Annotated in this window: 22 protein-coding genes; 6 read left to right on the plus strand and 16 right to left on the minus strand. The window is 68.5% G+C overall.

From position 1 onward, the window contains the following. Positions 1 to 20: 20 nt before the first annotated feature. The 10 genes from O3I_RS39440 to O3I_RS39485 form a co-directional block, all read right to left on the minus strand. Entirely contained in the window at positions 21 to 755 is a 735-nt protein-coding gene (locus tag O3I_RS39440; RefSeq protein WP_141691718.1) for a TetR/AcrR family transcriptional regulator, read from the minus strand. 8 nt (positions 756 to 763) lie between these two features. Beyond that, positions 764 to 2,305, minus strand: a complete 1,542-nt coding sequence (locus O3I_RS39445; protein ID WP_014988658.1) for a cytochrome P450 — start codon at positions 2,303 to 2,305, stop codon at positions 764 to 766. Positions 2,306 to 2,471: 166 nt separating this feature from the next. Next, positions 2,472 to 3,263: a DeoR/GlpR family DNA-binding transcription regulator gene (locus tag O3I_RS39450; RefSeq protein WP_014988659.1), complete on the minus strand. Its 792-nt coding sequence runs from the start codon at positions 3,261 to 3,263 to the stop codon at positions 2,472 to 2,474. 179 nt (positions 3,264 to 3,442) lie between these two features. Next, on the minus strand, positions 3,443 to 5,527 hold the full coding sequence (locus O3I_RS39455; RefSeq protein ID WP_167829204.1) for a CocE/NonD family hydrolase: 2,085 nt from the start codon (positions 5,525 to 5,527) through the stop codon (positions 3,443 to 3,445). 43 nt (positions 5,528 to 5,570) lie between these two features. Continuing rightward, positions 5,571 to 7,211, minus strand: a complete 1,641-nt coding sequence (locus tag O3I_RS39460; RefSeq protein ID WP_051067092.1) for an AMP-binding protein — start codon at positions 7,209 to 7,211, stop codon at positions 5,571 to 5,573. Between the two features lie 138 nt (positions 7,212 to 7,349). After that, positions 7,350 to 8,003: a TetR/AcrR family transcriptional regulator gene (locus O3I_RS39465; RefSeq protein ID WP_014988662.1), complete on the minus strand. Its 654-nt coding sequence runs from the start codon at positions 8,001 to 8,003 to the stop codon at positions 7,350 to 7,352. A 65-nt stretch (positions 8,004 to 8,068) separates the two neighbouring features. Continuing rightward, positions 8,069 to 9,460 (minus strand): lipase family protein, encoded by a 1,392-nt coding sequence (locus O3I_RS39470; RefSeq protein WP_014988663.1) that lies wholly within the window; start codon positions 9,458 to 9,460, stop codon positions 8,069 to 8,071. A 143-nt stretch (positions 9,461 to 9,603) separates the two neighbouring features. Then, positions 9,604 to 10,515, minus strand: a complete 912-nt coding sequence (locus O3I_RS39475) for a carbohydrate ABC transporter permease (RefSeq protein ID WP_014988664.1) — start codon at positions 10,513 to 10,515, stop codon at positions 9,604 to 9,606. Next, positions 10,512 to 11,393: a carbohydrate ABC transporter permease gene (locus O3I_RS39480; protein ID WP_014988665.1), complete on the minus strand. Its 882-nt coding sequence runs from the start codon at positions 11,391 to 11,393 to the stop codon at positions 10,512 to 10,514. The genes O3I_RS39475 and O3I_RS39480 overlap by 4 nt, the downstream gene beginning before the upstream one ends. A 1-nt stretch (position 11,394) precedes the next feature. Then, a complete protein-coding gene (locus O3I_RS39485) occupies positions 11,395 to 12,645 on the minus strand; it encodes an extracellular solute-binding protein (RefSeq protein ID WP_041563164.1) in 1,251 nt (416 codons plus the stop codon). A gap of 159 nt (positions 12,646 to 12,804) precedes the next feature. Between O3I_RS39485 and O3I_RS39490 the strand changes: the two genes are divergently transcribed. The 5 genes from O3I_RS39490 to O3I_RS39510 all read left to right on the plus strand — a co-directional run bounded on the left by O3I_RS39490 (position 12,805) and on the right by O3I_RS39510 (position 18,275). Then, positions 12,805 to 13,719 carry an SIS domain-containing protein gene (locus tag O3I_RS39490; protein ID WP_014988667.1) on the plus strand — a complete coding sequence of 305 codons (915 nt, stop codon included), beginning with the start codon at positions 12,805 to 12,807 and terminating at the stop codon, positions 13,717 to 13,719. 82 nt (positions 13,720 to 13,801) lie between these two features. Beyond that, entirely contained in the window at positions 13,802 to 14,947 is a 1,146-nt protein-coding gene (locus O3I_RS39495) for an ROK family protein (RefSeq protein WP_014988668.1), read from the plus strand. Between the two features lie 355 nt (positions 14,948 to 15,302). Beyond that, positions 15,303 to 16,463, plus strand: coding sequence for an N-acetylglucosamine-6-phosphate deacetylase (locus O3I_RS39500; RefSeq protein ID WP_014988669.1), 1,161 nt, complete (start codon positions 15,303 to 15,305; stop codon positions 16,461 to 16,463). Then, a complete protein-coding gene (locus tag O3I_RS39505) occupies positions 16,460 to 17,413 on the plus strand; it encodes a hexose kinase (protein WP_014988670.1) in 954 nt (317 codons plus the stop codon). The genes O3I_RS39500 and O3I_RS39505 overlap by 4 nt, the downstream gene beginning before the upstream one ends. 37 nt (positions 17,414 to 17,450) lie before the next feature. Next, positions 17,451 to 18,275: a class II fructose-bisphosphate aldolase gene (locus tag O3I_RS39510; RefSeq protein ID WP_014988671.1), complete on the plus strand. Its 825-nt coding sequence runs from the start codon at positions 17,451 to 17,453 to the stop codon at positions 18,273 to 18,275. Between the two features lie 254 nt (positions 18,276 to 18,529). Here the strand turns inward: O3I_RS39510 and O3I_RS39515 are convergent, their stop codons facing one another. Further along, positions 18,530 to 20,578, minus strand: a complete 2,049-nt coding sequence (locus tag O3I_RS39515; RefSeq protein ID WP_014988672.1) for a CocE/NonD family hydrolase — start codon at positions 20,576 to 20,578, stop codon at positions 18,530 to 18,532. A 280-nt stretch (positions 20,579 to 20,858) separates the two neighbouring features. Between O3I_RS39515 and O3I_RS39520 the strand changes: the two genes are divergently transcribed. After that, positions 20,859 to 21,887, plus strand: a complete 1,029-nt coding sequence (locus O3I_RS39520; protein ID WP_014988673.1) for an AraC family transcriptional regulator — start codon at positions 20,859 to 20,861, stop codon at positions 21,885 to 21,887. 257 nt (positions 21,888 to 22,144) lie between these two features. Here O3I_RS39520 and O3I_RS39525 read toward each other — a convergent pair whose 3' ends face one another. The 5 genes from O3I_RS39525 to O3I_RS39545 all read right to left on the minus strand — a co-directional run bounded on the left by O3I_RS39525 (position 22,145) and on the right by O3I_RS39545 (position 25,765). Next, positions 22,145 to 22,450, minus strand: a complete 306-nt coding sequence (locus O3I_RS39525; RefSeq protein WP_014988674.1) for a DUF3349 domain-containing protein — start codon at positions 22,448 to 22,450, stop codon at positions 22,145 to 22,147. Between the two features lie 13 nt (positions 22,451 to 22,463). Beyond that, positions 22,464 to 22,799, minus strand: a complete 336-nt coding sequence (locus O3I_RS39530; RefSeq protein ID WP_014988675.1) for a DUF3349 domain-containing protein — start codon at positions 22,797 to 22,799, stop codon at positions 22,464 to 22,466. 10 nt (positions 22,800 to 22,809) lie between these two features. After that, positions 22,810 to 23,052, minus strand: a complete 243-nt coding sequence (locus tag O3I_RS39535) for a hypothetical protein (protein ID WP_228836497.1) — start codon at positions 23,050 to 23,052, stop codon at positions 22,810 to 22,812. A 53-nt stretch (positions 23,053 to 23,105) separates the two neighbouring features. Next, the gene (locus O3I_RS39540) at positions 23,106 to 24,416 is read right to left on the minus strand and encodes an inorganic phosphate transporter (protein WP_014988677.1); all 1,311 of its coding nucleotides are present in this window, start codon (positions 24,414 to 24,416) and stop codon (positions 23,106 to 23,108) included. A 113-nt stretch (positions 24,417 to 24,529) separates the two neighbouring features. After that, positions 24,530 to 25,765, minus strand: coding sequence for a lipase family protein (locus tag O3I_RS39545; protein WP_014988678.1), 1,236 nt, complete (start codon positions 25,763 to 25,765; stop codon positions 24,530 to 24,532). Between the last annotated feature and the right edge of the window lie 122 nt (positions 25,766 to 25,887).

A 25,887-nucleotide genomic window follows, 5' to 3' on the forward strand; every position in this document is an offset into this window, starting at 1 on the left:
CAGAAGGGGTGCGGCTGGTTTCAGTCCGCGCCGGCGGCGAGAATGACCGCGAAGGTTTCGGAGATGGTGGCGGTGCGCTCGAAGTGGTATCCGCGGTCGGCGGCGTGGCCCGCGTAGAGATGCCAGGCCGACGCGGTGAGCAGCCGGGCGATGGTCTCCTGGTCGGGGCGTTCGGCGGCCGGCGTGCCGATGTACTGGGTGACCATGCCCTCGACCAGCCCGACCACCCCGTACACCACCGGCCGATACTCGGCGACCTCGATGCCGAGCAGCGCGCTGCCCGCGGCGAACTTCTCCCACAGCGTTTCCGCGACCCGGTGCCTGCCGATGGTGAGGCTGGTCTCGCCCGCCGCGTGCCCGTGCACGGACCCGCTCTGGCCGTACTGATAGAGCTTCGGATGCGCCGCCGCCCAGTGCACCACGGTGCGCATCGCCTCGAAGATGATCTGCTCGAGCGTTTTGGCCGGGTCGAGCACGAGCACCGCCTCGACCTCGGCCACGTATTTCTCGAGGATGTACTCGCGCACCCGGGAGTCCAGATCGTCCCGGTTGTCGAACTGCCGGTAGACCACCGAGCGGGCCAGACCGGCGCGCTCGGCGATCTGCTGGATGGAAACTTCGACGTGTGGATCGTTGTCCTCGATCAGCGCCACGGCCGCCTCGAGGATCTGTGCCTGGCGATTCGAGTTGTGCTCCCGCCAGCGCTGTCCGCCCCCGCGCCTGCGATGGGTACGCATGCTGGCGGGCGGTTTCACCAGTCCGACTATACGGCGGTGTCCGCCCGCTCCAGTTCCGGCAGGAACCGCGGACGCATGGGCAGCGGACCGTCAGGCCCACCGGTGAACGAGATCTGGCGCCGGATCCGTTTGTCCGATACCGCGTCGAACTCCAGGTGCTGAGCGAAGGTGGCGACCACGAGCGCGGCCTCCATATTCGCGAAACCCGAAGCGACACACATCCGTTTGCCCGCACCGAACGGCATGGTCGCCCGTTTGTGTTCGCGGTCCACGTTTTCCGGCAGGTACCGGCTCGGGTCGAATTCGTCCGGCCGGTCCCACACCCGGGTGCTGTGGTGCGCGCCGTGGATCAGGGTGATCACCGTGGTACCGGGCTTGATCAGATAGCCGCCCAGCACATCCTGCTCTTTCGCGGTGCGTGCCAGGCCGACCACGGGCGGCAGCAGTCGCATGGTCTCGGCGACGACGGCCTGGGTCCACGGCAGCCGGTCCAGGTCGGCCGCGGTCGCCGGGCGTCCACCCAGCACCGCGGTGACCTCGTCGCGCAGCCGGGCTCTGGCCTCGGGATGTTCGGACAGCAGCTGCCACACCCAGCTCAGCGCGGTCGCGGTGGTCTCCATACCCGCGCCGATGAACGTCATCAGCTCGTCGTGGATCTCCTGATCGGAATACTTGTAGCCGGTTTCCGGATCGGCGGCGTCGATCAGCGCGGCGAGCAGGTTGTCCTTGCGGTCGATCCGGCCGTTGCGGTGGTCGGCGATCAAACCGTCGACGACCTGCTCGGCGTGGCGCAGATCGCGCATACTGCGCGGCTCGATCACCCAGCCCACCGCCCGCATGATCCGCATCGGCAGCCGGGAGTTCCCGGCCTCGTTGCGGTGCCTGCCGTGCCGGTGCAGCCAGGTCCCGACGGAATGGATCGGATAGCTGGCGTTGGTCATGAAGCCGCGGCCGAAGAACCGCAGCAACCGGTACAGCGTGACCTCGGACATCGGCCCGGTGATGTCGGTGCCGAACATCGTGCGCGACGTGATATCCAAAGTGAGCCGGTTCATTTCGGCGTTGACGTCGACGCTGCCGTCGCCCTGCGCCAGACCCCGGATCCTGGCCACCGCGTCGGCTGCGGCCTCGACCATCACCGGCGCGAAGCCGTCGACGTTGCGCTTGGCGAAGATCGGCTGCACCAGCCGTCGATTCCGTTGCCACAGTGCGTCGTTCAGATCGGTGACCAGTCCGCGGCCGAACGCCACCGCGAGCATGTCGTAGTCGGGGCTCTTGGTGTAGTTGCTCTGGTTCGACACCAGGACGTGGCGCGCCAGTTCCGGGCTGCGCACCACGACGAACTTCTTGAAGGGCACCCGTGCGACGATCACGTCGTCTTCACCCGGAAACGCGGTGACGTAGTCGAGCACCGTATGGTCGCGCACCCGCGGCAGGATCCCCAGCGACAGCTTGATCGACTCGCGCCAGCTGATTCGTGTCTGGTGCCACCGGATGAAGGTCGGTGCCCAGCGGGGCGGGTGCAGCGTCTTGTCTGCGACGGAATCGACGGTCTCGACCTCGGCCATAGCGGGCTCCCCTACCACTCACGTGGGACGTGCTGTCCCACTCACAGTAGTGAGACACAGCGACCCAGTCAACGGGCATCGGCAACAATCGCGCACCAGGCACCCGGGGCAAGTGAACAGCCCGGTACGCAGAGCGCACCGGGCTGTCCGTCAGGGAGCGAAGGGGTCACACCACGTCGACGCGCACTCCCGCCGAGCGGATCGCCGCGACCGCCATCGGATCGGCGTCAGTATCGGTGACCAGCACCTGCACCTGCTCGATGCTGCAGATCCGGGCCAGCGCGGTGCGTTCCAATTTGTCCGCGGTGGCCACCACCATGACGTGGCGGGAACGGCGCACCATCTCGGTGGTCACGCCTGCCTCATCGATATGCCGACATTGGGCGCCGCCCTCCGCGGAGATCGCGTTGACCCCGAGGATCAGCTCGTCCAGCCGCAGTTCGGCGAGCGCGCGTTCGGCGAGGGGCCCATGCAGTTCGTAGGACTCGCGGCGGGCGACGCCGCCGAGCACGACCGTGCGCATATGCGGGCGCAGCACCATCTCGCCCGCGATATTGAGCGCGTTGGTGACGATGGTCAGCTGCTCGTCACCGGTGATGCCCAGATCGGTGCGCCCGGCCAGGGCCCGCGCCACCGCGGTAGTCGTGGTGCCGCCGTTCATCGCGATCACCGCACGCGGATCCACCAGGGACGCAGCGTGTTCGGCGATACGCTGTTTGGCCTCGCCGCCGGTCTGGCGGTAGCGGGCGGGCAGGTCGTAGGCCACCGAGGTCGCGACCACACCGCCGTGCGTCCTGGTGGCCAGCTGTTGCTCGGCCAGCGCGGTGAAGTCGCGGCGCACGGTCGCCGAGGACACGCCGAGTCGCTCGGCGGCCTCCTCCACCGAGAGCCGCCCGGATTCGGCGAGCAGTTCGAGCAGGCGGTTCCACCGCTGCGGGCGGTCGGTCGGTCCCGTCATCTCACACCGCCTCGCACGCGACCTGCAGTTTCACTTGGCACGCGGACAATCTGATCACAGGCACCCCGCCGACCGTAGAGATTCCGGCGCGGTGATGCCAAGCCGATCACTCAGCGCCCGCCGCACCGATTGCTCAGCGCACGCCGCATCGATTGCTCAGCGCCCGCCGCATCGATTGCTCAGCGCCGCAGCTGTGACACCCCGGCCAGTGGCAACGTGAGGAAGGACGCGGCGTGCTCGGTGCGCTGGAGGTCGTACACACCGCCGAGCAGCGCCGGGTAGTCCTTCGGATTGAAGATGTGCGTCGGTGCGTCACCGGTGGCGATCGTCACCTGCAACCGATGGCCGGGCTGGAACACGTGGAAGGCCGGGCGCACCTTCACGTTGTACTCGGTCACCTCGCCCGGCACCACCGGCAGCAGCGACTCCCGGGTACCGGGATGGAACGCGCCCAGCACGCTGCCGTCCGCGGTCCGCCAGGTACGGTCCTCGTCCAGCGCCCGGAAGTTCCCGGCCAGTTGGCCGTCGGTGAGCGCGAAGACGGTGCCGTCCGGCGCGATGTCCTGCACGGTCACGCTGAACGCCGAGGCGGGCGTGTTCGAGGTGGCGAAGAGCGTGGCGCCGATCGGCCCGGCGAGCACGGTGGGTTCGGCGAACGGCTCGGTCTCGTACTGCGGATTGTCCAGCAGCCCTGGGATATCCGGGTGGGCGGGGAATTGCGCGCACGGATCGTCGATCCCGGCCAACGTGGTCAGCAGCTCGTAGACGCCGGAGAAGTTGCGGGAGAACGAGGCATTGCAGATGGTGCCGCCATTGACCGGGCTGAAGTTCACCCGATCCGAACCCGCTTGGGCCGCAGGACGTTCCGGTGTCAGACGACCGCCCGCTGCCAGATAGAGGTGCTGCGTGGGCGTTTCGCGCACCGGATAGGTGGCGCTCTCGATCACGTTGCCGTTGATGTCGATCGCGTGCAGCGGCGTCGCGGTCTCATCGATGCCGTTGTGCTCGTCCTTCAGCCACCGGTCGAACCAGGCCAGCTGGATGGCGTGCATATCGATGTCCGCATTGCGCTGCACGCCCGGCTGGACGTGAAACCAAGGGCCGGTGAGCATTTGGAAACGGCCGCTGGACGGCGCGTCGGCGGGCATCGGGCCGTGGTGCGCGCGGCCCGCGTAGGCGTTCTGCAATCCGGCGAAGGTCCGGGGCGTGCCGTCCTGCAGCAGGTCGTACTGCCCGCCGACCAAGTAGGTCGGAATCCCGTTGGACCCGATCCGATCCAGCACGTTGTCTATCGCCCGGTCCTCCCAATACGGGCCGTTGTAGGCCCGGTCCCCGTCGACCAGCGCGTTGAGCACCGACGGCCAGGTGCCCTCGGCACGGAAGTGCGCGAGCAAGTGGTCGACGAAAACGCTGGCCATCTTGCCGGGCTCGCGATACAACCCGAGGATCGGATCGAGCTGCGGCAGCAGGGTGATCGGGAATTGCAGCATCGAGGCGAGGAACGCGATGTTGTAGAAACCGTCGTGCCCGAGCAGATCCTGGAACGCGTGATTGCCCGCCATCAGCGGGAACATCGCCTTGACCGGCGAATCCGGTTCCAGCACACCGGCCGCGAACAGTTCGCTCATCCCGAGATAGGACAGTCCCCACAGCCCGACCTCGCCGGTCGAGCCGGGCAGCCCTGCCGCCCACTGGATCACGCGCTTGGCGTCTTCGCGCTCTTGCGGTTGCAGGATGCTCCACTGACCGTTGGACGAACCGGTGCCGCGGATATCGACGACCACACTGATGTAGCCCCGTTTGACGAAGTAGTCGCCATAGCCCGCGGCATCGCTGATCTGCTTCGCGACGTCGATGACGCTCGGCAGCGCGTGCTCCAGGAGCGGACCGAGTCCCTCGTAGGACAGCAACCGCATGAGCCCGGCGCTGTCCTTCCCGTAGGCCGACTGGGTCAACACGATCGGGAAGGGCCCGGCCGCGGGCGCGCCCGACGCATCCGTCGGGTAGCGGACGTCGGCACGCAGTATGACGCCGTCGGCCATCGGCAGTTCGACGTTCTTGTGCTCACCGACGCCGTAGCGCTCCGGCCCCGGCTGCCACCCGTCGGGTAACCCGGTGCGAGCGTTCGCTTTCGGGAAGTCGGCGACCGATGGTGGGGCGGCGGACGCGAACGGCGCGGCCATCGGCAGCGTCGCGGACGCGATCAGCACCCCCGCCGCGGTCGCGAGTCGAAGCAGATTCGTCGTGGTCCGTCGGACGGTCATCTTCATTGATCACCTACTCGATACGAAGCGGATCAACGCCCGCTCACGATGATTTCGGCTGGACCACCGGTCCGGCCAGGTCTCTGCGCAGCAGCTTCCCGGTGCTGGTGCGCGGCAGTTCGCCGACGAACGTGACGTCACGCGGCACCTTGAACCGGGCCAGGTTCGCCTTCACGTACGAGCGGACCGCGTCCGCGTCCAGTTCCGGCCCGGGGTGGCGCACCACGAAAGCCGCCAGCCGCTGGCCGAATTCGTCGTCGGGCACGGCGACGATGGCGGCCTCGGCGATCGCGGGATGTGCGTAGAGCAGCTCCTCGACCTCGCCGGGAAAGACGTTCTCGCCGCCGGAGACGATCATGTCGTCGTCGCGGCCGTCGATGAACAGCCGTCCACCCGAATCCCAGTGCCCCACATCGCCGGAGGACAGCAGGCCGTCGACGATGTCCTTGTTGCCGCCGCCGGAGTAGCCGCTGAAGGACAGCATGCTCCGCACGTAGATGGTGCCGCGCCGGCCCGGCTCGGTGACCACCCGGCCGTCTTCGTCGTAGAGCCGCACCGTGCAGGCGGTCGGCGGTTTACCCACCGTCCCGGACGCCGCCCGCCAGTCCTCGGGCGTGGCGATGGCGGCGACGCCCACCTCGGTCGAGCCGTAGAAGTTGTAGAGCACGTCGCCGAACGCGGCGGCGGCCGCGTCGCCGAGCGCGGCGGGCAGGGCCGAGCCGGCGCTGAAAACGATACGCAGACTGCTGGTGTCGTACCGCGCCAGCGCTTCGGGGCCGAGGTCGAGGAGCCGGCGCAGCATGGTCGGCACCAGTACCAGCACCTGCGCCCGATGGTCGGCGACGGCGGCCAGCGTGGCCGTCGCGTCGAATCGCCTGCGCAGCACCACCGTCGAGGCCAGCGACAACGCGAGAATGAACTGGTTCAGCGCGGTGCCGTGGAACAGCGGCGCGGCCAGTACCAGGGTCTGGTTGCGGCGCAACGGGATTCGCTCCAGCAGCGCGGCCGCCGCGAGCGGCGACCGGATCCGGCGCGGCACCCCCTTCGGCGTGCCGGTGGTGCCGCCGGTGAGCAGCACGAAGCCGCCTTGGCGCGGCGGTGGCGGCAGTTCGGCGGTGTCGTTGGCCCCGATCAATGCGTCGACTGTCGCGACCCCCGCCGCAGTACCTTCGTGCACCGCGAGGACCCGGTGCACCTCGGCGGGCAGCACCGCGAGCAGGTCGGCGAATTCGGCATCGTAGACAATGGCATTCACGCCCTCGCGGGCCGCGACGTCGGCCAGTTGCGGACCGGCGAATCCGGTGTTCAGCAGCACCAGCCCGGCACCGATTTTGGCCGCGGCGAGCATGGTGTCCACCAGCTCCCGCCGGTCCCGGCTCAGCGCCGCCACCGTGTCGCCCGGTCCGAGCCCGAGCGCGGCGAACCCGCGCGCCAGCGCGTTGCTGCGCGCTTCCAACTCCCGGTAGGTGAGCGGGCCCAGCTCGTCGATCAACGCGACCCGGTCGGGTTCCCGACGCGCCGATATCCGCACCGGCCCGGCGATGCCGCCGTACTGCCGCACCGCTCGCGACGCGCGCAGCACACCGATCGGCGCCAGCAGATCGATCATCCCCGCGCGTTGCAACACACCCACCGAATGCAGATTGACCAGCAGTGCGCGTGCGGCATTTCCGATGGCGGACATGAACACTCCGTCCAGAGAATTGTCTTCCTCTCGACCGAGAGGCTCGCATTGACTGTAGGAGATTCAGTCATTTTCGGCAAGACATCTTTTCAGATGAAACCCGCAATCGTTCCAGGCGTCGATTGCACTGAATTCAACTCAGGTGTAGACGAGCCCCGCGTGCACGAGATACGCGATCTCATCGCAGATTTCATCGAGTGTGACCACCGAATCCGGCTTGGTACTGTGCACCAATTCCTGGGCCAGCGAGTTCACGGCGCCGATCACCGCGAGCCCGAAAAGGTCGAAGCGCCGCGGCTTGGCCTCGCCGCGTTCGACACCGCGTTCGGCTTCGCTGACCAGCAATGCCGACAGCAGGCGCCGCTGTTCGGTCCGCCATTCCTCCACCGCCGGGCTCACCCCGACCACTTCGACATAGCAGACCCGGGCCGAACGCTGATCCGCACAGGTCACGGCGAGATAAGCGCGGAAACCCTCGACCACCCTGGTCGAGAGCGGTTCGTTCTCGGTTTTCGCCAGCGATTCCAAGGCCCGCTCCACCGCACGCGAAGTGATTCGATTGACCAGGGCGATCAGCAAGGCCTCGCGGCTGCCCATGTCCTCGTAGAAACTGCGCGTGGAAACGTTGGCGACCGCGCAGAGGCGCTCGATGGAAGTGGCCGCGTAACCCTGTGTTCCGAATAATTCCAGGGCGGCATCGATCAATCGGGTCTGCCGTTGGGCCACCCGTTGTTCCCGTGACAGCCCGCCGTAGCTGCGACCGTCCTTCGCTTCCTCTTCCCGCCGTGCCACCGTTCGATGCTACCCGTTCACCGCCGGTGATCCCGGCGCGGACAACGGTCCGCGCCGGTCCCGGCCTACTTGTGCGCGCCGATCGCGTGGCCGACGAGCGCCTGCGCCATGGGCGGCAGAATCTCCGACAGGGCCTGGCCGAACTGCGGTTCGGGGATGGTGCTGACCGGGCTGGTGATCGAGCAGCCCGGCGGCGCGGCCACGCCGTCGAGCCGATCCTTCAGCCAATAGAACGCGCCGGGCAGATGCGAAAGCACGCCGGAGATGTGCTCGGCCGCGAATTCCCGGACATAGGTCACGCTTGGCGCGCCGTCCGCACAGTATTTCTGCACGGTGGCATCGGTACCCGCGATCGGAATGAGCTCGTCGTTCTGCGCGTGATAGAAGTAGATCGGCACGGTCGGCGTCTGTTGCCCGAGGGAATTGTCCGCAATGGCTTCCCGAATCTCGGGCAGCGTCAACGGATCTCCGCCCTGAAATGTGCCGAAATAGTTGAACCCGGGGAACAGCGCGGCACCCTGCGGATGGCACAGCACCTTCTTGGACGCCATCACGAATTGCCCGAGCAGATCGACGCGTTCCCGCATCACCCGTTGCATTTCCGGGTATTCGGTGGATATGCCGACGATCGCAGCCGAGATCAACCCAGCGTAGACGCCGCCGTTGTTGTGGCGTACCACCCCGGCATAGTCGCCTGCCGCGACACCGCCGGCGGCAATGCCGACGATATTGAGTTCCGGTGCATAGCTTTCCTTGATCTCCGGCACGAAGGCCGAGGGAATCGTGCCGCCGGAGTAGCCCCACAGCGCGACCGGCGTTTCCGGCCCGCTCAACTGCGCGGGTGCGAAATTCTCCGCCGCGCGGATACCGTCGAGCGTCGCCTGGGCATTCATCCGGGACGCGCCGTAGGCCGAATTCGGACCCTGATAGTCGGGCATCGCGATCGTCCACCCCTGCCCGAGCCCGGCGGCGATCGGGATGAGCGTCTCCGCCGCGTTCACGTAATCGACCGGGATGGCGCCGGATTGGGCCACATACGAGGGCGCGCAGTACTGCGCGACGCTGTCCTCGGCGATCTGATAGGACAGCAGCTTCGAGCCACCGGCCGGGGCGGGGCCCCGCGGTTTCAGGATCGTGGTGACCGTCGCGATCGGTGCGCCGTGGCTGTTCGTGGTGCGGTAAAGCAGCTGCCACGCATCGACATTCAGCTGCAGGATGCCCATGAACGCGGGATAGATCGCCCGCGCGCGCAGGATCTCCCCGGGCTGCGCGGCCGCCACGTCGCCGGCCGGCGGTCGATAGAAGTCGTCCAGTTCCGGCGGGAGGGTGAGCGCCGGCGCGGGCTCGACCCGCACGTCCGCCCCCGGCACCGCCTGCCCCGAACCCAGCCCCAGCCATACCGCCATCAGCGCGATGACGCCGAGGACGACAACGCGCCCACCATTGCGCACGCTCATCGAAGTGCCTTCCCGTTATCAACCGTGACCCATATTGGTCAGAGATATTTTCAGATAACGGGCAAGAAGTCCAGACTCAGACAGTGGTCCGGTTCACGGCACGACAACGGCGGGTGGCCCAGCGCACCACCCGCCGCGTCGGACTACTTGACGCTGCCCGCCGTAAGACCGGCCACCAGGCGCTTTTCGATCAGCGCGAACAGGATGACGACCGGGATAATACCCACGGTGGAAATAGCGAAGACGTATTGCCAGGACGTGTCGTACTGACCGACGAACTTGGTCAGCGCGACCGAGAGCGGCTGGTTCTCCGGCGTGGTCAGCACCACCAGGCTGGCGGCGAATTCGTTCCAGCAGGAGACCACGACGAAGATCGTCGCGGTGACGATGCCGGGCCACACCAGCGGCAGGCTCACCCGGACCAGGGTCTGCCAGCGGCTCAGCCCGTCCAGTTGCGCGGCCTCCTCGATCTCCACCGGGATGGCGGCGAAGAAGCTGTGCAGGATCCAGACCGCGAACGAGAGGTTGAACGCGGCGTTCACCAGGATCATCGCCAGGAAGGTGTCGTTGATGCCGACGGCGAAGAATTCCCGGATCAGACCGGTCACCAGCACCGTCGGCTGCAACATCTGGGTCACCAGCACCAGGCCGAGGAACACCGCGCGACCCGGAAACTTGTGCCGCGCCGTGTAATACGCGGCCGGGACGGCCACCAGCAGCACCAGCACCGTGGCGAACACCGAGATGATGACGGTGCTCATCATGTTGTACGGCAGCGGCGTCTCCGGCGTGTCCCACATGGTGGCGTAGTTGTCCGGATGCCACGACTCGGGCAGGTAGGTCGGTGGGATGCGCAGGATTTCGGCGCGATTCTTCAACGAGCCGAGCACCATCACGATGAACGGCAGCAGGAACAGCGCCGCGATCACCACGCCGACCGCGGTCAGTTCCCACCGGCGTCGCTTCGCCCGGACCTTGGGCCGCGCGGCCGGTTCGGCCACCGCGACTGCGCCCGTGACCTTTTCGATCTGCGTCACCTCGGCGTCGGCGGTCATCCGTCCACCTCCTGGGTAGGCCGGATCACCTTCACGTAGATCGCGATGATCACGATGATCAGGACGAAATTCAGCACGCTCATCGCCGCTGCCGTGTCGACCTGCTGATTCTGCCGAATCAGCTTGAACATCAACGTGGTTGTGGTGTCCGCCTGGAAGCCCGCGATACTGCCGGTGATCACCTGCAGGATCGGCAACGAGTTGAACGAGTTGATGATGTTGATGATGGTCGCGACGGCGATCGCCGGACGCAGCTGCGGCAGAATGAGATACCGGTAGCGCTGCCACGCGCCCGCGCCGTCGACCCGGCCCGCCTCACTGATCTCGGCCGGAATCGACTGCAGCCCGGCCAGAATCGTGTAGGTGGTGAACGGGATCGAGACGAACACCGCCACGCCGATCGCGACCAGGAACGCGGGCGTCGGCTGCTTGGTGAAGCCGTAGCCGCGATCCAGCAGGCCGATATCGACCAGGAACCGGTTCGCGATGCCGACGTCGGGATCGAGCATGTAGTAGAAGATCGTCGTCGTCATCACCACGGACGCGGCCCACGGCACCAGCACCGCCATCCGCACCGCGGTGCGGCCGGGGAAGTCCTTGCTCAGGAACTGGGCCAGCCCCGCCGAGATCACCAGCGTGATCAGGACGACGGCGACGACCCAGAGCACCGTGTGCAGCAGTACCGAGCCGAGCTCGGAGATCCCGAACAGGGTGCGGAAGTTCTCCAGGCCGGCCGCGCCGCGATCCTGGCCGTAGGCGCTCAGATCCCTGGTACTGGTCCACACCATGTAGCAGGCGGGGAAGGCGACGATAGCCGCGATCAGGACCAGCGAGGGTCCGATCCACGGTATCGCCGCCAGAGTTCCTTTCCGCCGCACGCTACTTCGCGGCTTCCTGGATGCGCTGCAACACCTGGGCCGGGTCGGTGCCCTGCGCGATGGTGCCCATCTGCTGCCGGATAGCGCCCTGCGCCGCAGCCCATTTCGGGTTGTTGCTCGGGTAGAACTGGGCCACCGCGAGGGTCGAGCCGAACGCCTTGGTCACCGGGTCCGAGGCGAGCTTGGCGGCCGCGGTGTTGGTGATCGGGATGAAGCCCTCGGTCGAGACGAACTTCGCGTAGACATCGGCGCCGTAGAAGAAGTCGAGGAACTTCTTGATGTTCGCCGCCTTCTTGCCGTCCTTCTTGAACGCCATCAGGTGGTCGGCCACGCCGAGGGTCACGGGCGTGCCGGACTTGGTCGGCGACGGCGCGGTCGCGTACTTCAGGCTCGGGTTCTTCGAGGCGATCTGGCCGATGGTCGGCGGCAGGCCCTCGATCATGCCGATCTTGCCCTGGATGAACGCGTTGATCACGTCCTTGCGGTCGGTCGCACCCGGATTCGGCTGGGTGACACCGGCATCGGCGATCTCGCGCATGGCGCGCACACCCTCGAGGTTGGCCGGGGTGTCGACGGTGACCTTGTCACCGTCGGACCAGGTGCCGCCCGCGCCGAAGGTCCAGATGGAGGTCTCGCCCTGCGCTTCCTCGCTGCCCAGCGGCAGGCCGTAACCGGACACTCCGCCGCCGAGGGCCTGGATCTTCTTGGCCGCGTCGGTCAGTTCGGCCCAGGTCTTGGGCGGCGTGGCGATGCCCGCCTTGGTGAACAGGTCGGTGTTGTAGAACAGCGTGCGGGTGGAGGCGAACAGCGGCAGCGCGTACTGCGTCCCGTTGAGCGAGGCGTTCTTCGCGAAACCGGGCTGAATATCCGAAAGTACCTGCGGGGAGACGACTTCGGAAGCGGGGTAGAGCATGCCGTCGCTGGCGAAGCTGGAGTACGCGTCGATGTTCAGGATGTCCGGCGTGGTCGACTCCGACTGCAACTTGGTGCGCACCACGTCGTTGATCGAGTTCCAGGACTCCATCTGCAGATTCACCTTGATATCGGGATTCTGCTTCTGGAAGTCCCCGATGATGCCGTCCCACAGCGCCTTCGTACCGTTGGCCCCATCGCTGTAGGCCGGAGCTAAGAAGTTGATCGTGGTGTCGGAGTCGGCGGAATCTTTCGAGCCGAACCCACAGGACGAGATCGCCAGCGCCAGGCCGGTGACCATCGCGACCCCCGCGAGCACGCCGTGGAGTGGTCTTTTCACGAGTAGAACCTTTCAAATTTGCACATCCGGCGCCACTGGACAGCCGATGATGGGATCGACCTGATCGACCCGACACTCAATCTAGACCCCATCTTGATCATATGTGACCGATTCGCTCGTTAAGTTGACATGAACGATCACCGGGCGGATTCTGTTGTTGTGTCGATCTCAGCCGAACCCACGCCCGCCACCCACCTGGCCAAAGAGGTCGCCACCCAGCCTGACGACTGGGCGCGCGCCGAAACGATCGCCGCCGAACACCGCGAGATCCTCCCCCAAAAGGGCGAGCGAGTCGCCGTGATCGGTTGCGGCACATCCCTGTTCATGTCCAAAGCGATCGCGGCCCTGCGCGAGCGCGCCGGCCACGGTCTGACCGACGCCTGGCCCGCCAGCGAGGTCCGCTCCGGCCGCGAGTACGACCGCTATCTGGTGATCTGCCGCTCCGGCACCACCACCGAAGTGGTCAACGCGATGCGCGAGCTGCCCGCGGACGTTCCCCGCACCGTCATCTGCTCCAGCCCGGACACCCCGGTGCTCGAGCTGGGCGACCCGATCCTGATCGACGAGGTCGACGAGGAATCGGTGGTGCAGACCCGCTTCGCCACCACCACGCTGGCCATCCTGCGCTGGCACTTCGGCGAAGACCTCGCCCCCGTAATCGCCCAGGCCAGGGCCGTGCTCGCCGAGGACCCGACGGTGTCGCTGGCGCAGGTTCGCCACGCCGAGCAGATCAGCTTCGTCGGCATGGGCTTCGCCGCCGCCATCGCCGAGGAATCCGGCCTCAAGCTGCGCGAATCCTGCCAGTCCTGGACCGAGTCCTACCTGTCCACCGAGTACCGGCACGGCCCGATCGCCATCTCCGCGCCCGGTCGCGCGGTCTGGGCGTTCGGCCCGCTGGTGCCGAACTTCGCCGCCGATATCGCGAGCACCGGTGCGCATTTCGAGCACCGCGACATCGATCCGATGGCCGATCTGGTTCGCGTGCACCAGCTGTGCATCCTGCGCGCGGCCGACCTCGGGCTCGACCCCGACCACCCGCGTGGCCTCAACCGCTCGGTCGTCCTGGACCAGTGAGGGATCCGGTTCGGTGAGCCCCGAGCAGACCGCGGCGTCGGTATCGACGCCACCACCGGCACCGGGAACTACTGTGCGAAGCATGTCAGCCGAGCACGACCCGAAGAGCACAGACCGGCCCGGCCGCGCCGCGGCCGGATCGCCCGACCAGGCCGCTACCGCGGCCGAGGTGGGCGCGGGCGCCGCTGCGCACAGCACGACGCCCTCGGCCGGTGCCGCCAGGCCCGCGATCGGCGCTGCCGGGCCGACCGCGACGGCTCGTCCTGGTGGCCCGTCGACGGGGCAGACCGCCGCACCCGCGCGGCCTGCCCCGTTGCCCGACGACGCACTGGTCCTCGGGCTGGACGTCGGCGGCACCACGATCAAAGGCGAAATCACCGACCGCGCAGGCGAAGTGCTCGCCGTCGCGACCGTGGCCACGCCGCAGGGCGAGGCGGCGTTCGAGGCGATGGGCGCGCTCGGCGATCAACTGCTGGCCGAACTGACCGCGGCCCACCGGGATCGGGTCGGCCGCGCGGCCGTGGTCCTGCCCGGGATCGTCGATTCCGTCCGCTCGATCGCGGTGTTCAGCAGCAATGTCGGCTGGCGGGACGTGCACATCGGCGACCGGTTCCGCGACCGCTGGGGCATCCCCGTGCTCATCGAACACGATGTCGCCGTGGCGGGTTGGGCCGAATGGCGCTTCGGCGCGGGTCGCGGGCACGACAACGTCTGCGTCGTCATCCTGGGCACCGGCATCTCCGGCACGCTGTCCGTCGGCGGGCACCTGGTGCGCAGCAGCTACGGCCAGGTCGGCGAATACGGGCATATCCCGGTGCGCCCGGACGGGCTGCCCTGCCCGTGCGGCAACACCGGCTGCGTGGAGACCGTGGCCTCCGGCGCGTCGATCGCCCGCGCCTACACCCGCCGCACCGGTCGCGAGATCAAGGGCGCGGCAGAGGTTTTCGCGCTGGTCGACACCGACCCCGATGCCAAGGCCGTGCTCGTGGACGCGGTGGACGCGCTGGCCGACGGACTGATCGGCATCGTGCACGCGGCCTGCCCGGAGCTGATCATCCTCGGCGGCGGCCTCGCCGGTGCGGGCGCGGCCCTCACCGACCCGCTGCACCAAGCCATCGCCGACCGCCTCCGCCTGGTACCCGCACCGCACGTCGTGCTCGGCGAATACGGCGCCCGCGCCGGGCTGATGGGTGCCGCGTTGTTCGCCCGGCAAGGTTCGCTGGCATGAGGCCAGTGGTCGCCACCCCGACACGCCCAGCCCCGAGCCCACGCCGCATCGCCCGCCCGGCGCAGCGCTATCGGGTCCCGGGTACGTCCGCTGCCACCACCCACCCAACTGGGTACCCGCCCCAGATTGACGGGCCCCAAGCGCCGGACCGACCATGGAATGGACCACTGGCGCCCCACGACCGCCCGACAGCACGAGCGATACCTGCCGAAGGTCGCCGCACGCCCGCGGCTCGCACCCATCGGGATCGACCGCTGACCGTCGTTGCACCCCGCGATCGGGTTGTTACCGGGGTGGTGACTGCAGGCTGTCGCGGACGAGCGGGGCGTGGCGGGCGCGCCAATAGGGTGTTCCTATGAGTCCGGGTACCGAATTGGCCATTCGCGGGCGCGTGGTGTGCGCGTCCGCCCAGTGGGACGACGGTGTCGTCTCGATCGTCGGCGATCGGATCAGTGCGGTCGTGCCCTATGCGGAATGGGTTGCGGCACATCCGGGGTCGGCGGAGCCGGAGTTCGCGGGCACGCTGCTGCCCGGACTGATCGACATCCACAATCACGGCGGGCTCGGGCATCGGTTCGACTCCGTCGACCCCGCCGAGGCGCGGGCCGCCGCGGCCTTCCACCACGCGAGCGGGTCCACGACCGTGGTCGCGAGCATCGTCACCGCGGCCGCCGCCGACATGGTGGCGCAGACCGCGATGCTGCGCGGACTGGCCGAGGACGGCGTGCTCGGCGGCATCCACGCCGAGGGCCCGTTCCTGTCCGAGGCCCGCTGCGGGGCGCAGGATCCGCGGTTCCTGCGCGACCCCGACCTCGAGCTGACCGACCAGCTGCTGCGGGCCGGCGGCGGCGCGCTGCGGATGATGACGCTCGCACCGGAACGTTCCGGGTACGACGCGGTCGCGCAGCGGCTCACCGAGCACGGCGTGGTGGTCGCGCTCGGCCACAGCAACGCCGACTTCTCGTCGTTCCTGAAGGCCTTGCGGCCCACCGGCTTCGGCAGCGTGGTGACCCACCTGGCGAACGGCATGCCGCCGCTGCACCATCGCACACCGGGACCGGTCGGGGCGGGTCTCGTGGCGGCTGCGGCCGGGCACGCCATCGTCGAGCTGATCGGTGACGGTGTGCACGTCGATCCCGGGTTCGCCGCGCTGGTCTTCGCGACCGCGCCCACCCGGGTCGCGCTGATCACCGACGCGATGCAGGCGGCGGGACTCTCGGACGGCGAGTACCAGCTCGGCCCGCAGTCGGTCACCGTGCGCCAGGGCGTGGCCCGCATCGCGAACGGTTCGCTGGCGGGCGGCATCAGCACGCTGCTCGACTGTGTCGCGCGGGCGGTTCGCGAATCCGGGGTGCCGCTCGACGCCGCGGTCCGCGCCGCCACCGCGACGCCCGCCGCGGCGCTCGGCCTCGCCGACGTCGGTGACCTGCGCGCGGGATATTTCGCCGACCTGTTGATAGTCGGTGACAATCTCCATTTGCATCGGGTGCTCAGGCGAGGACAGTGGTTGTCGTGATCCTTACCGTGACCATGAACCCCGCTTACGACATGACCTACCGGGTCGAGCACTTCGAACGCGGCCAAGCGCACCGGGTCCGCTCCGTCGAGCAACGCATCGGCGGCAAGGGCATCAACGTCACCCGGGTGCTCAACCAGCTCGGGAAGTACGCGCGGGCAACCGGTTTCGCCGATCACGCGTTCGCGGCCGCCGCCGAGCTGGAGATGCCGGTCGATTTCGTGCACGCGCTGCCCTGGGTCCGGCGCACCGTGGTGATCAGCGAATCCGAGGACGGCACCGCCACCGCCCTGTGGGAGCCCGGCGCCCGGGTCTCCAACCCGCACGCGGCCGAACAACTCGCGGTCCGGGTCACCGGCATGCTGCCCGATATCGACGGCCTGGTCATCTCCGGCTCGCTGCCCGGCGGTATCGCGCCGACGCTGCCCGCCGAGATCGCCCGCGGCGCCATCGCCGCCGACGTGCCGACCATCTGCGATGTGGACGGCGAGGCGTTGCGCCTGGCCGCCCAGGTCCCCGGCGTCGTGCTGATGCCCAACGGCGACGAACTGCACCGGCTCACCGGCGTCAAGCCGGCCACCGCCGAAGAGGTCGTCACCGCCGCGTACCCGCTGATCGAGAGCGGGGTGCGCGCGGTGATCGCCACCCGCGGCGCCGACGGCATGGTCGCGGTCACCGCCGAGGGCGCCTGGTTCGCCGCGCTGCCGGAGCCGCTGGCCGGAAATCCCACGGGCGCGGGCGATTCCGCCACCGCCGCGGTGATCGCCGCGCTCACCGCCGACGAGGTCCCCGACTGGCCGACCATTCTCACCGACGCGGTAGCCACCTCGGCCGCCGCCGTGGTCATCCCGGTGGCCGGCGAGATCGATCGCTGCCTGCGCACCCGCATCGCCCCGACCGTCCGAGTCACCCGGCTCGACCTACCCACCGCCCAGGAGCCGACGGCGTAACCGCCGCGGCGGGCTGAGCCCGCAGAAAGAGATACCGATGCCGCTGACGCCTGTTTCCGAGTTGGTCACCACCGCCGCGCCCGGCGGGCTCGGGGCGTTCAACGTGATCGTGCTGGAGCACGCCGAGGCCATCGCGGCGGCCGCGGAAGCGGCGAAACGACCTGTGGTGCTCCAGCTTTCGGAGAACACGGCGAGCTATCACGGCGGCCTCGCACCGCTGGCCCTCGCCTGTCTGCGGGTCGCGGCCGACAGCAGCGCCGCCATCGCGGTGCACCTCGACCACGCGACCGATCCGGCATTGGTACGGGCCGCGGTCGAACTCGGCGTCGGCTCGGTGATGTACGACGGTTCCACCCTGGACTACGCCGCCAACGTGGCGACTACCGCCGAGATCACCCGCTGGTGCCACGAGCGCGGCGTGCACGTCGAGGCCGAACTCGGCGAGGTCGGCGGGAAGGACGGTGCGCACGCCCCCGGTGTCCGCACCGATCCGGACGAGGCCGTCGAGTTCGTCGCCGCCACCGGCGTCGACGCGCTGGCCGTCGCGGTGGGCTCGTCACACGCCATGCACACCCGCACCGCGACCCTCGACAACGAATTGATCGCCCGCCTCGCCGCCAAGGTTCCGGTCCCCCTGGTCCTGCACGGCTCCTCCGGCGTCTCCGACGACGGGCTGCGCGCGGCGGTCGAGCACGGCATCACCAAGGTCAACATCGCGACCCGGCTGAATGTCCTGATGACCGAGGCGGTCCGCACCGCTTTGGCGGCCGACCCCGCCCTGTCCGATCCGCGCAAATACCTGGGCCCGGGACGCGCGGCGGTGCAGCACGAAGTCACGCGCTTTCTTCAGCTCTTGGCCTGACCCGGAAAAGGCGCAGTCGGCGGCGCCGACTTCCACGCCGCCGACCGCTGGGAAGGGTGAACCGTTCCCATGCGGTCCACCGAAGCTCGGTCCTCGAGGAGAGGGCGGCCGACGGCGGCAGGAATACCGCCGCCGGCCGCTGGGGAGGGGTGCATCGGGGCAGCCGATCCACCAACACCATCCACACTGCCCTGCCCACCTGAACGCTTCCCCTGACGCACCTGAGATTCCGTTAGGAACCCATACGACCCGCCCTAGTCGGGTATCGGGGCGGTCAGCGCGATATTGACCCAGCTCGGGGCCTCCGGGTCGAGGCGCAGATGCTGCGGACGGAGGCCCGAATCGAACAGGAAGGGGGCAGGCGGCAGACCCTTCGGGAAGTTGCTGGCGTACACGTCCACCCGCAACCGGTGTCCGGGCTGCAATACCGCATCGATCGGCGTCACGGCGACATCCAGCGCGACCGGCTCCCCTGGCACGGTCGGCTGCCGCCGGTCCAGATCCAGGAAGTACTGCGGCGCGGTGTAGTCACCGTTCGCGGACTTCTTGCTGGCGGCCTCGTCGATCTGGCGCAGCGAGGAGACCAGCTGCCCGGTGGCGATCTCCCGGGACGTGCCGTCGGGCGCCACATCGTTGATCGTCGTCACCCAGTAGCCGTCGGCCGCCTCGTGGGTCACGTTGAGGTGCACGCTGATCGGGCCCGAGATGGTGGTCGTCTCGGCGACCGGGCTGCTGGTGAAACTCAGACCGTCGTGCTCCCACACGCGCGAGTCGTTGCCGCAGACATCCAGGATCGCGGTGGCTCCCGCGGTGATCCGGGCGGTGTCCCGGCCGCACAGGCTCAACAGGCCCGGCGCCACCGTCAGGTCGCGGATCGCCCCCTGCCGCGGGCTTTCCGCGAGACCGCCGTCGTAGACCGAGGCCGCGGCGGTACCCGAGGGCAGGTCGTTGAGGTACACCCGCCGAAAGGTCGCCTCGGTGCGTGGGAATTCCGACAGGTCCGTCCAGCCCCCGCCCTGCTGCTTGACCACAATCGGCGCGTATTCCTCTATGCCGTTGTCGATGCCGCGCAGCCAGTGATCGAACCAGGCGCGCTGCAACACATCCAGCCGCGGCGGCATGCCGGGATGCCCGAATCCGCCCACCCCGGAACCGATGTGGTAGCCGTCGCCCATGATCAGCTTCTTCTGCTCCGTGGACAGCGGGATCTTATTGAACGTATCGGTCGGTGTGGTGCCGAAGATGTCGAACCACGCACCCACCATGAACAGCGGCACCTGGATATTGTCGACCTTGGCCTTCAGCCCCTGCCGGAACGGCGAATTCGGGTCCACCAGCTCACGGGTCCGCGGGGTGAGCTGGTCCGGCGTCAACGCCGTGTAACCGTTGGCCACCATGTCGACCAGGGTCAGCGGGTCGGCGATGCGGTCCTTCAACCACTGCAATTGCTGTGCGGGATCGAACTTTCCGACGGCGAGCGCGGTGACGTCGGGAATCATCTTGAGCGCGTTGACGCCCACCAGCCACGGCACCAGGAAGCCGACGCCCACTGCGCCGCCCGGACCGGCGATATCGGTGAAGATGTCGGCGCTGGGTTCGTAGGCGAACACCGCCTTCAGCCCGGGCGGACGCCGATCGGTGGCCTCGATCGCGGATATCCCGGTGAACGAGACCCCCATGGTGCCCACATTGCCGTCGCTCCAGGACTGCCGGGTGATCCAGTCGATCACCTCCGCGGAATCCTGCTTTTCCCGTTCGCCGAAGACCTGCCAGGAGCCCTCGGAGGTGCCGGTACCGCGCATGTCGACCTGCACCAGGGTGTATCCGGCTTCGGTCAGCGCCCAATCCTGCGCGGCGGTCTCCAGTGCGCCGCCGTCGAGCTGGCGGGTCATATCGAACAGTCCGTCGATACCGACGCCGGGCAGATTGATCGAGGCGATCCAATCCTCCAGCGGCTTCTTGATGCCCAGCCCGTCCGCCGAGGCCAGCACCGCCTGCCCGATCAGGAGCGGTAGTTTGCCGTAGCCCTGCATCTGCAAAATCACCGGTCGGCGGCCGTCGGCGAGGCGGCCGTCGCGCGCCGGATGAATGATGTCGGCCTTGAGCACCTTGCCGTCGCTCATGGTGATCGGCACCGCGAGGTCGGGGACGATCCCGTTGTACGGCTGTGGCCCGTCCACCGCCGCGGTCCATTGCGCGGCGTGCGCACCACCGTCGATTCCGGTGAAGCCCCCGACCGGCTCACCGAAGGCGGTCGGCGTCAGGAACGGTGCGCCCGCTAAGGCCACCGCCACCGCCGCCATACCCCGCATCACAAACCGCTTCCGGTGTGTCCCGTCTCTCATTCGTTCCATGGGCCAGATTGTTGCTACCGGCCGGTAACCACGACTCGTCCCTAGGCGACATCGTTTTACCCGAGGGCGACAGCCACCTTGGGCGTCCATCGAGGACGCAGGCATTTCCCCTGGTGGAGAGCAAGTCAGGCAACCCAGACAACGCGCGGGCGTCTTGTCGCCGGGCGGGGCCGCTCGCTACTCTGCGAACCGGCTGGACAGATTTGCGGCCGGACGGTGGAGGAAGCAGATGGCGATCATGGCGCGGGCGGCCGGCTTACGCGGCTATCGCCGGCTGGTCGACGAACTCGGCGGCGACGGCACCGCGCTGCTGCGTCGTCTGGGTATCGCGCCGGAGGCCCCCGATTCCGACGACGCGATCCTGACCGCCGAATCCATGGCCTGGGCACTGGAGCTCGCGGCCACCGAATTGGCTTGTCCCGATTTCGGTCTGCGCCTGGCCGCCGATCAGGACCTCGATGTGCTCGGCCCCCTTGCGGTCGCACTGCTCAATGCCGACACCGTGGGCGCGGCCCTGGCCTGCCTGCAGCGGTACCTGTTCATCCAGCACGCCGGGCTCTCGATCCAGCTGTGCCCGGACCCGGAGCAGCAGCGCGGCATGCTCGCCCTGCACTACCGAGACATGGCCGAGGTGACGTCGTTCGTGCAGGGCATCGACCACGGGGCCGGACTGGTGCACCGGTATGTACAGCACGGTGTCGGCGGCGAATACGGGCTGCGGGCGGTCCATCTGCCGCACCCCCAGCGCGCGCCGCTCTCGCGCTACCTCGAATTCTTCGGCGCCGAGGTGCGATTCGACATGCCGACGACGCTGTTCCGGTTCCCAGCGGAGTTGCTCGTGCGCCCCCTGGTCGGACGCGACCCTATGCTGCACAAGCTCGCGATGGACTACCTCGCCCGCAATTACTCCGAACTCGATCAGACCATGACCGCTCGGGTCCGCCTGGCCGTCGACCGCGCCCTCGTCGCAGCCACCGCCGATATCGCCACGGTCGCGGACATGCTGACCATCGGCGAGCGCAGCCTGCAACGCGCGTTGGCCGCGGAGGGAACCACGTTCACCGCGGTGCTCGACACCGCCCGGCGCGACGCGACCTACCGGCTGCTGTGCGAAACCGACCTGCCCATGGGCCGCATCACCGCGCTGGTCGGGCTGCGCGAGCAATCCGCGCTGACCCGCGTCGTGCGTCGCTGGTACGGCACCACGCCCCAGCGCATCCGGACCGCGGCCCGCGAGCGTGTACGACCCGATCGGTGAAGTGCGCGGCCGGCGGCGCGGGCGAGGGGACGAGCGCCGCCGGCCGGCGGGCTGGTGTGCCAGGGCAGTAGGCCCACCAGGTGTTGCCGGAAGGCTTGGAGTTCCGGCCGACTCAGCTTGACCGGCACACCTCGAGGGTCGCCCCGGCGCAGCTGGGAATCGGCTGTGGAGCACACATATGGCGGGCCGAGACTGCCCGGAACAGCGCACGCACGCAGCCCCCGCAGGCGGCGAAAGCCGCTGTACCGCAGGGCAGCTCAGCGGCCGTCGACCGACGCGGAGCCGTCCTGCGGCCAGGCGTGCGCCGCCAGCCGCGTCTGCACCCGCGCGACGTCGGCCGCCGAGGGCATCTCGTTGGTGACCTTGGTGATCATCACCTGGATATCGGTCTTGTCCGCGGGCAGGTCCCCGGACCCGGCCAGTTCGGCGGCGATCTGGCGCACCTCGTCCTCGGAGAGGCGGCGGCGCAGCAGGGCGAGCAGCGGGATGTAGTCGGATTCCGGGACACCGTCCGGATATCCGGCCCGCAGCCAGTCGATGATGGCGTTCAGGAAGGGTGGCATGAACGCTGCTCGCTCAGTCCGAGTCGGACGGCGGGTCGGCGAGCGGCCAGCCACCGGCCGCGAGGTGCGACGCGACGCGCGCCACGTCGACGTCGGCCGGCTGTTCCTTGGCGACGCGGGCGATGGCGTCCTCGATCTCCGCGCGCGTGATCTCGCTGTCCGGGTTCGAGGCGGCCAGTTCCTCGGCGATCGCGACCACCTCGAAATCGGTGAGGTGCCGGTGCAATACGGCGAACAGCGCGACGTAGTCGGAGTGCGGAATCCCCTGCGGGTAGCCGGCGCGCAGCCAGCCGATCACCCGGCCGAGCAGATTCGGCCGGAGTTCCGCGGGTTTGGCTTGATCGGTCACGTTCCGCCCTTCAGGACTGTCCGAACAGGTGAATACCGAACCTGGCGGCGATGAAAGCCTTTGCCGTATAGAGGATCCCGGTGACGATCGCCGCGATGATCAGCCCGAAACACACTAACGCAACCGCGAGCGCGGGGTAATTGCGTTGGGTCACACGACCATCGGCGGTCACGGTCTCGGCCGCCGACCAGAACCGTACCCCGATCGCGAACACCAGGGGCAGCCCCGCGCCGAGCACCAGCCCGGCCAGCATGACCTTCCACAGCGAGTTCAGATTCGTGATGAGCGTATGCACGTCGCGTCCTCCTAGACCTGAGCCGACCGGTTCGGCGTACCGGGCTCGGCCTGCTGCCCGTCCCGGGCGGGCGGCTGCGGCGCGCTCGCCGCACGCTCTGCCTCCGGCGCCTGCGGTGTTTCCGGCGCCTGCGGCGCGGCGGCGCCCAGTTTCGCAACCTCCCCGAGATCGCCCGCCCCGCCCGGCGTGTCGCCCGGCCACTCGTTGACGTTGGTGGTGTCCACCGGGTCCCGGCGCGACCGCAGGTAGATCAGGGTCGACAGCCCGAGCAGGATCGCGAACACCACCAGCACGCCCGGCAGCCCACCGATGACATGCGCGATGGCCCAGCACAGCGCGCCGGCGACCCCGGCGAGCGGCAGCGTGAGCAGCCAGGCGACCACCATGCGACCCATCACGCCCCAGCGCACCTCGGCGCCCTTGCCGAGGCCGGTGCCCAGGATCGAGCCGGTCGCGGTCTGCGTGGTCGACAGCGGCAGCCCGAAGTGGGCCGAACTGAGAATGATGGCCGCCGAGGCCGTTTCGGCCGCCAGCCCCTGCGGGGATTCGATCTCCACCAGGCCCTTGCCGAGCGTCCGGATGATCCGCCAGCCACCGAGGTAGGTGCCCAGCGCGATGGCGATCGCGCACGCGGCCATCACCCACAGCGGCATCTCGTCGTTCTTGGTGAGCGTGCCGTGCGCCACCAGCGCGAGGAAGATCACGCCCATCGTCTTCTGCGCGTCGTTGGTGCCGTGCGCCAGCGAGACCAGCGAGGCGGAGCCGATCTGGCCCCAGCGGAAGCCCGATTCCACCTTGCCGGGATCGGACCCCCTGGTGATCCGGTACACCAGCCAGGTGCCCAGGGCCGAGACCAGCGCCGCCACGATCGGGGCGAGCACGGCGGGCAGGATGATCTTGGTCAGCACGCCGTCCGAGCCGGCCGCCCAGATCACCCCGCTCCAGCCGAGTGCGGCCAGGGTGGCGCCGATCAGGCCGCCGAACAAGGCGTGCGAGGAACTCGACGGCAGTCCGAACAGCCAGGTGATCAAGTTCCAGAGGATGCCGCCGACCAGGCCGGCGAACACGATGATGAGCAGGTCGTGGCCTTGCACCGCATCGAGCCGGACGATCCCCTTGGCCACGGTGGCGGCGACCGCCACGGACAGGAAGGCCCCGACCAGGTTGAGCACCGCCGACAGGGCGACCGCGACGCGTGGCCGCAATGCGCCGGTGGCGATCGAGGTCGCCATGGCATTCGCGGTGTCGTGGAACCCGTTGGTGAAATCGAATGCGAGTGCTGTGACGATGACGATCAGAAGAACCAGTAATTCGACGGTCACGCCTCTAGTGTGCGGTACGGGTCAATAGGATTGCCAGGTGGTTGCGGTTAACCGCGCGTCGGCTGTGCGTTAAGTTGGATCCTGTCCTCTATCGGCTCGGATTCTCCCGTCCATCAGCCGAATCGGGTGCACCCCGGCGCCATCGGCTTGCCCGCGACGCGGTCCTCGATCCAGGCATATGCACCAGGAATACCGCTGGTGCTGACGATGAAATGTTCACCGAGATATACCTGGAAATCCACCTGCGTGCCGCCGCGGCACCAGTCCCGATACAGGTTCTCGGCACCGGCCAGCGGCACCCACCATTCGTTTCCGCCGTGATACATGAACACCGGAATGGTCGGTGGCAGCGCGCCGAGCCGGTTCTGCGCCAAGATCTCGCGGATGAAGGGGACCTCGGTCGGCGCGGGCACATCGGTGAGCGCCTGCACCGGAATCGGCGCGACCAGGCCGACGAACTCTTCGGCGGCCATGCAGAAGTCCCGGCCCACCCGCGCCAGGCGCCAGCCGTTGTCGTTCATCAGGTCGAGCATCTCCGGATACTCGCGCGCCAGGCCCAGCGTCGCGGCGAGGAAGACCCCGGAGGCGGCGTCGCGCCCGTTCATGGTGTGGATCAGCATCTCGAAATCGGCGGGCACCCCGCCGAACGCGACACCGACGAGATTCAGCTCCGGCGCGTAGCGCGGCGCCAGCTGAGCGGCCCAGGCGGAGGCGATGGCGCCGCCGGAGTAGCCGGTGATCGCGGTCGGCGCGGCGGGTTCCAGGCCGAGTTCGGGGGTGCGCACCGCGGCGCGGATCGCGTCGAGCACCGCGTGCCCGGCCATCAGACCCGCCGCGTACGCCTGCCGCGGCCCCTGATGATCGGGCACCAGCACCGCGAAACCTTTGGACAGCGGGATCTGCGCCATCCACAACTTGCTCGACACCATCCGCAGCTCGTACGACGGCGCGCACTGGTGCCCGAGCGAATCGATCGCCGGATTCAGCGTGACCAGTGGCCGCGGGCCCGGACCGGTCCACGGCGTCGTCGGCATCAGCAGGGTGGCGACCACGGGCACCGGCTGATCCTTCGCGTCGTTCGACCGGAGCAGCAGCTCGGTGGAGGTCAACGGGACACCCGTGACGCCGGTGCCGCCGGGACGGGACGCGAGAACCGTGCCCGGAGCCCGGGATTCGAAGCCGGCCGGCGGGACGTAGAACGGATCGCCCAGCGGTGTCGGCATGACCTCGGCGATGTCTTTGGAGGGAAAGAGCAGATCATCGATCGGATTCGCGTGCGCGAGGGTGCCGAGCACCGCGCTCACCGCCACGACCGCGGCCAGCGCCAGCGCGCGCAGCCGCCACACCATCGAACCCAACCGTCATCCCCGATCCCGAAGCAGCATCCCGCCGAACCCACTGCATTCTGGCTCGCACCCCACGCCCCTGAGGAGCCCTTATTTGCAGTGGCAGCGCCATCTTCGCATCGCGT

Origin of the sequence: Nocardia brasiliensis ATCC 700358, assembly GCF_000250675.2 — a bacterium.
In the GTDB taxonomy this organism is placed as follows: Bacteria; Actinomycetota; Actinomycetes; order Mycobacteriales; family Mycobacteriaceae; genus Nocardia; species Nocardia brasiliensis_B.

Excerpts from the sequence above, each read along its gene's own strand:
- O3I_RS39515 (WP_014988672.1), bottom strand. The coding sequence starts at position 20,578 with ATGGCGGCGGTGGCGGTGGCCTTAGCGGGCGCACCGTTCCTGACGCCG.
- O3I_RS39470 (WP_014988663.1), bottom strand. The coding sequence starts at position 9,460 with ATGAGCGTGCGCAATGGTGGGCGCGTTGTCGTCCTCGGCGTCATCGCG.
- O3I_RS39455 (WP_167829204.1), bottom strand. The coding sequence starts at position 5,527 with ATGACCGTCCGACGGACCACGACGAATCTGCTTCGACTCGCGACCGCG.
- O3I_RS39445 (WP_014988658.1), bottom strand. The coding sequence starts at position 2,305 with ATGGCCGAGGTCGAGACCGTCGATTCCGTCGCAGACAAGACGCTGCAC.
- O3I_RS39500 (WP_014988669.1), top strand. The coding sequence starts at position 15,303 with ATGAGTCCGGGTACCGAATTGGCCATTCGCGGGCGCGTGGTGTGCGCG.
- O3I_RS39450 (WP_014988659.1), bottom strand. The coding sequence starts at position 3,263 with ATGACGGGACCGACCGACCGCCCGCAGCGGTGGAACCGCCTGCTCGAA.
- O3I_RS39460 (WP_051067092.1), bottom strand. The coding sequence starts at position 7,211 with ATGTCCGCCATCGGAAATGCCGCACGCGCACTGCTGGTCAATCTGCAT.
- O3I_RS39510 (WP_014988671.1), top strand. The coding sequence starts at position 17,451 with ATGCCGCTGACGCCTGTTTCCGAGTTGGTCACCACCGCCGCGCCCGGC.
- O3I_RS39475 (WP_014988664.1), bottom strand. The coding sequence starts at position 10,515 with ATGACCGCCGACGCCGAGGTGACGCAGATCGAAAAGGTCACGGGCGCA.
- O3I_RS39520 (WP_014988673.1), top strand. The coding sequence starts at position 20,859 with ATGGCGATCATGGCGCGGGCGGCCGGCTTACGCGGCTATCGCCGGCTG.
- O3I_RS39545 (WP_014988678.1), bottom strand. The coding sequence starts at position 25,765 with ATGGTGTGGCGGCTGCGCGCGCTGGCGCTGGCCGCGGTCGTGGCGGTG.
- O3I_RS39535 (WP_228836497.1), bottom strand. The coding sequence starts at position 23,052 with ATGCTGGCCGGGCTGGTGCTCGGCGCGGGGCTGCCCCTGGTGTTCGCG.
- O3I_RS39525 (WP_014988674.1), bottom strand. The coding sequence starts at position 22,450 with ATGCCACCCTTCCTGAACGCCATCATCGACTGGCTGCGGGCCGGATAT.
- O3I_RS39495 (WP_014988668.1), top strand. The coding sequence starts at position 13,802 with ATGTCAGCCGAGCACGACCCGAAGAGCACAGACCGGCCCGGCCGCGCC.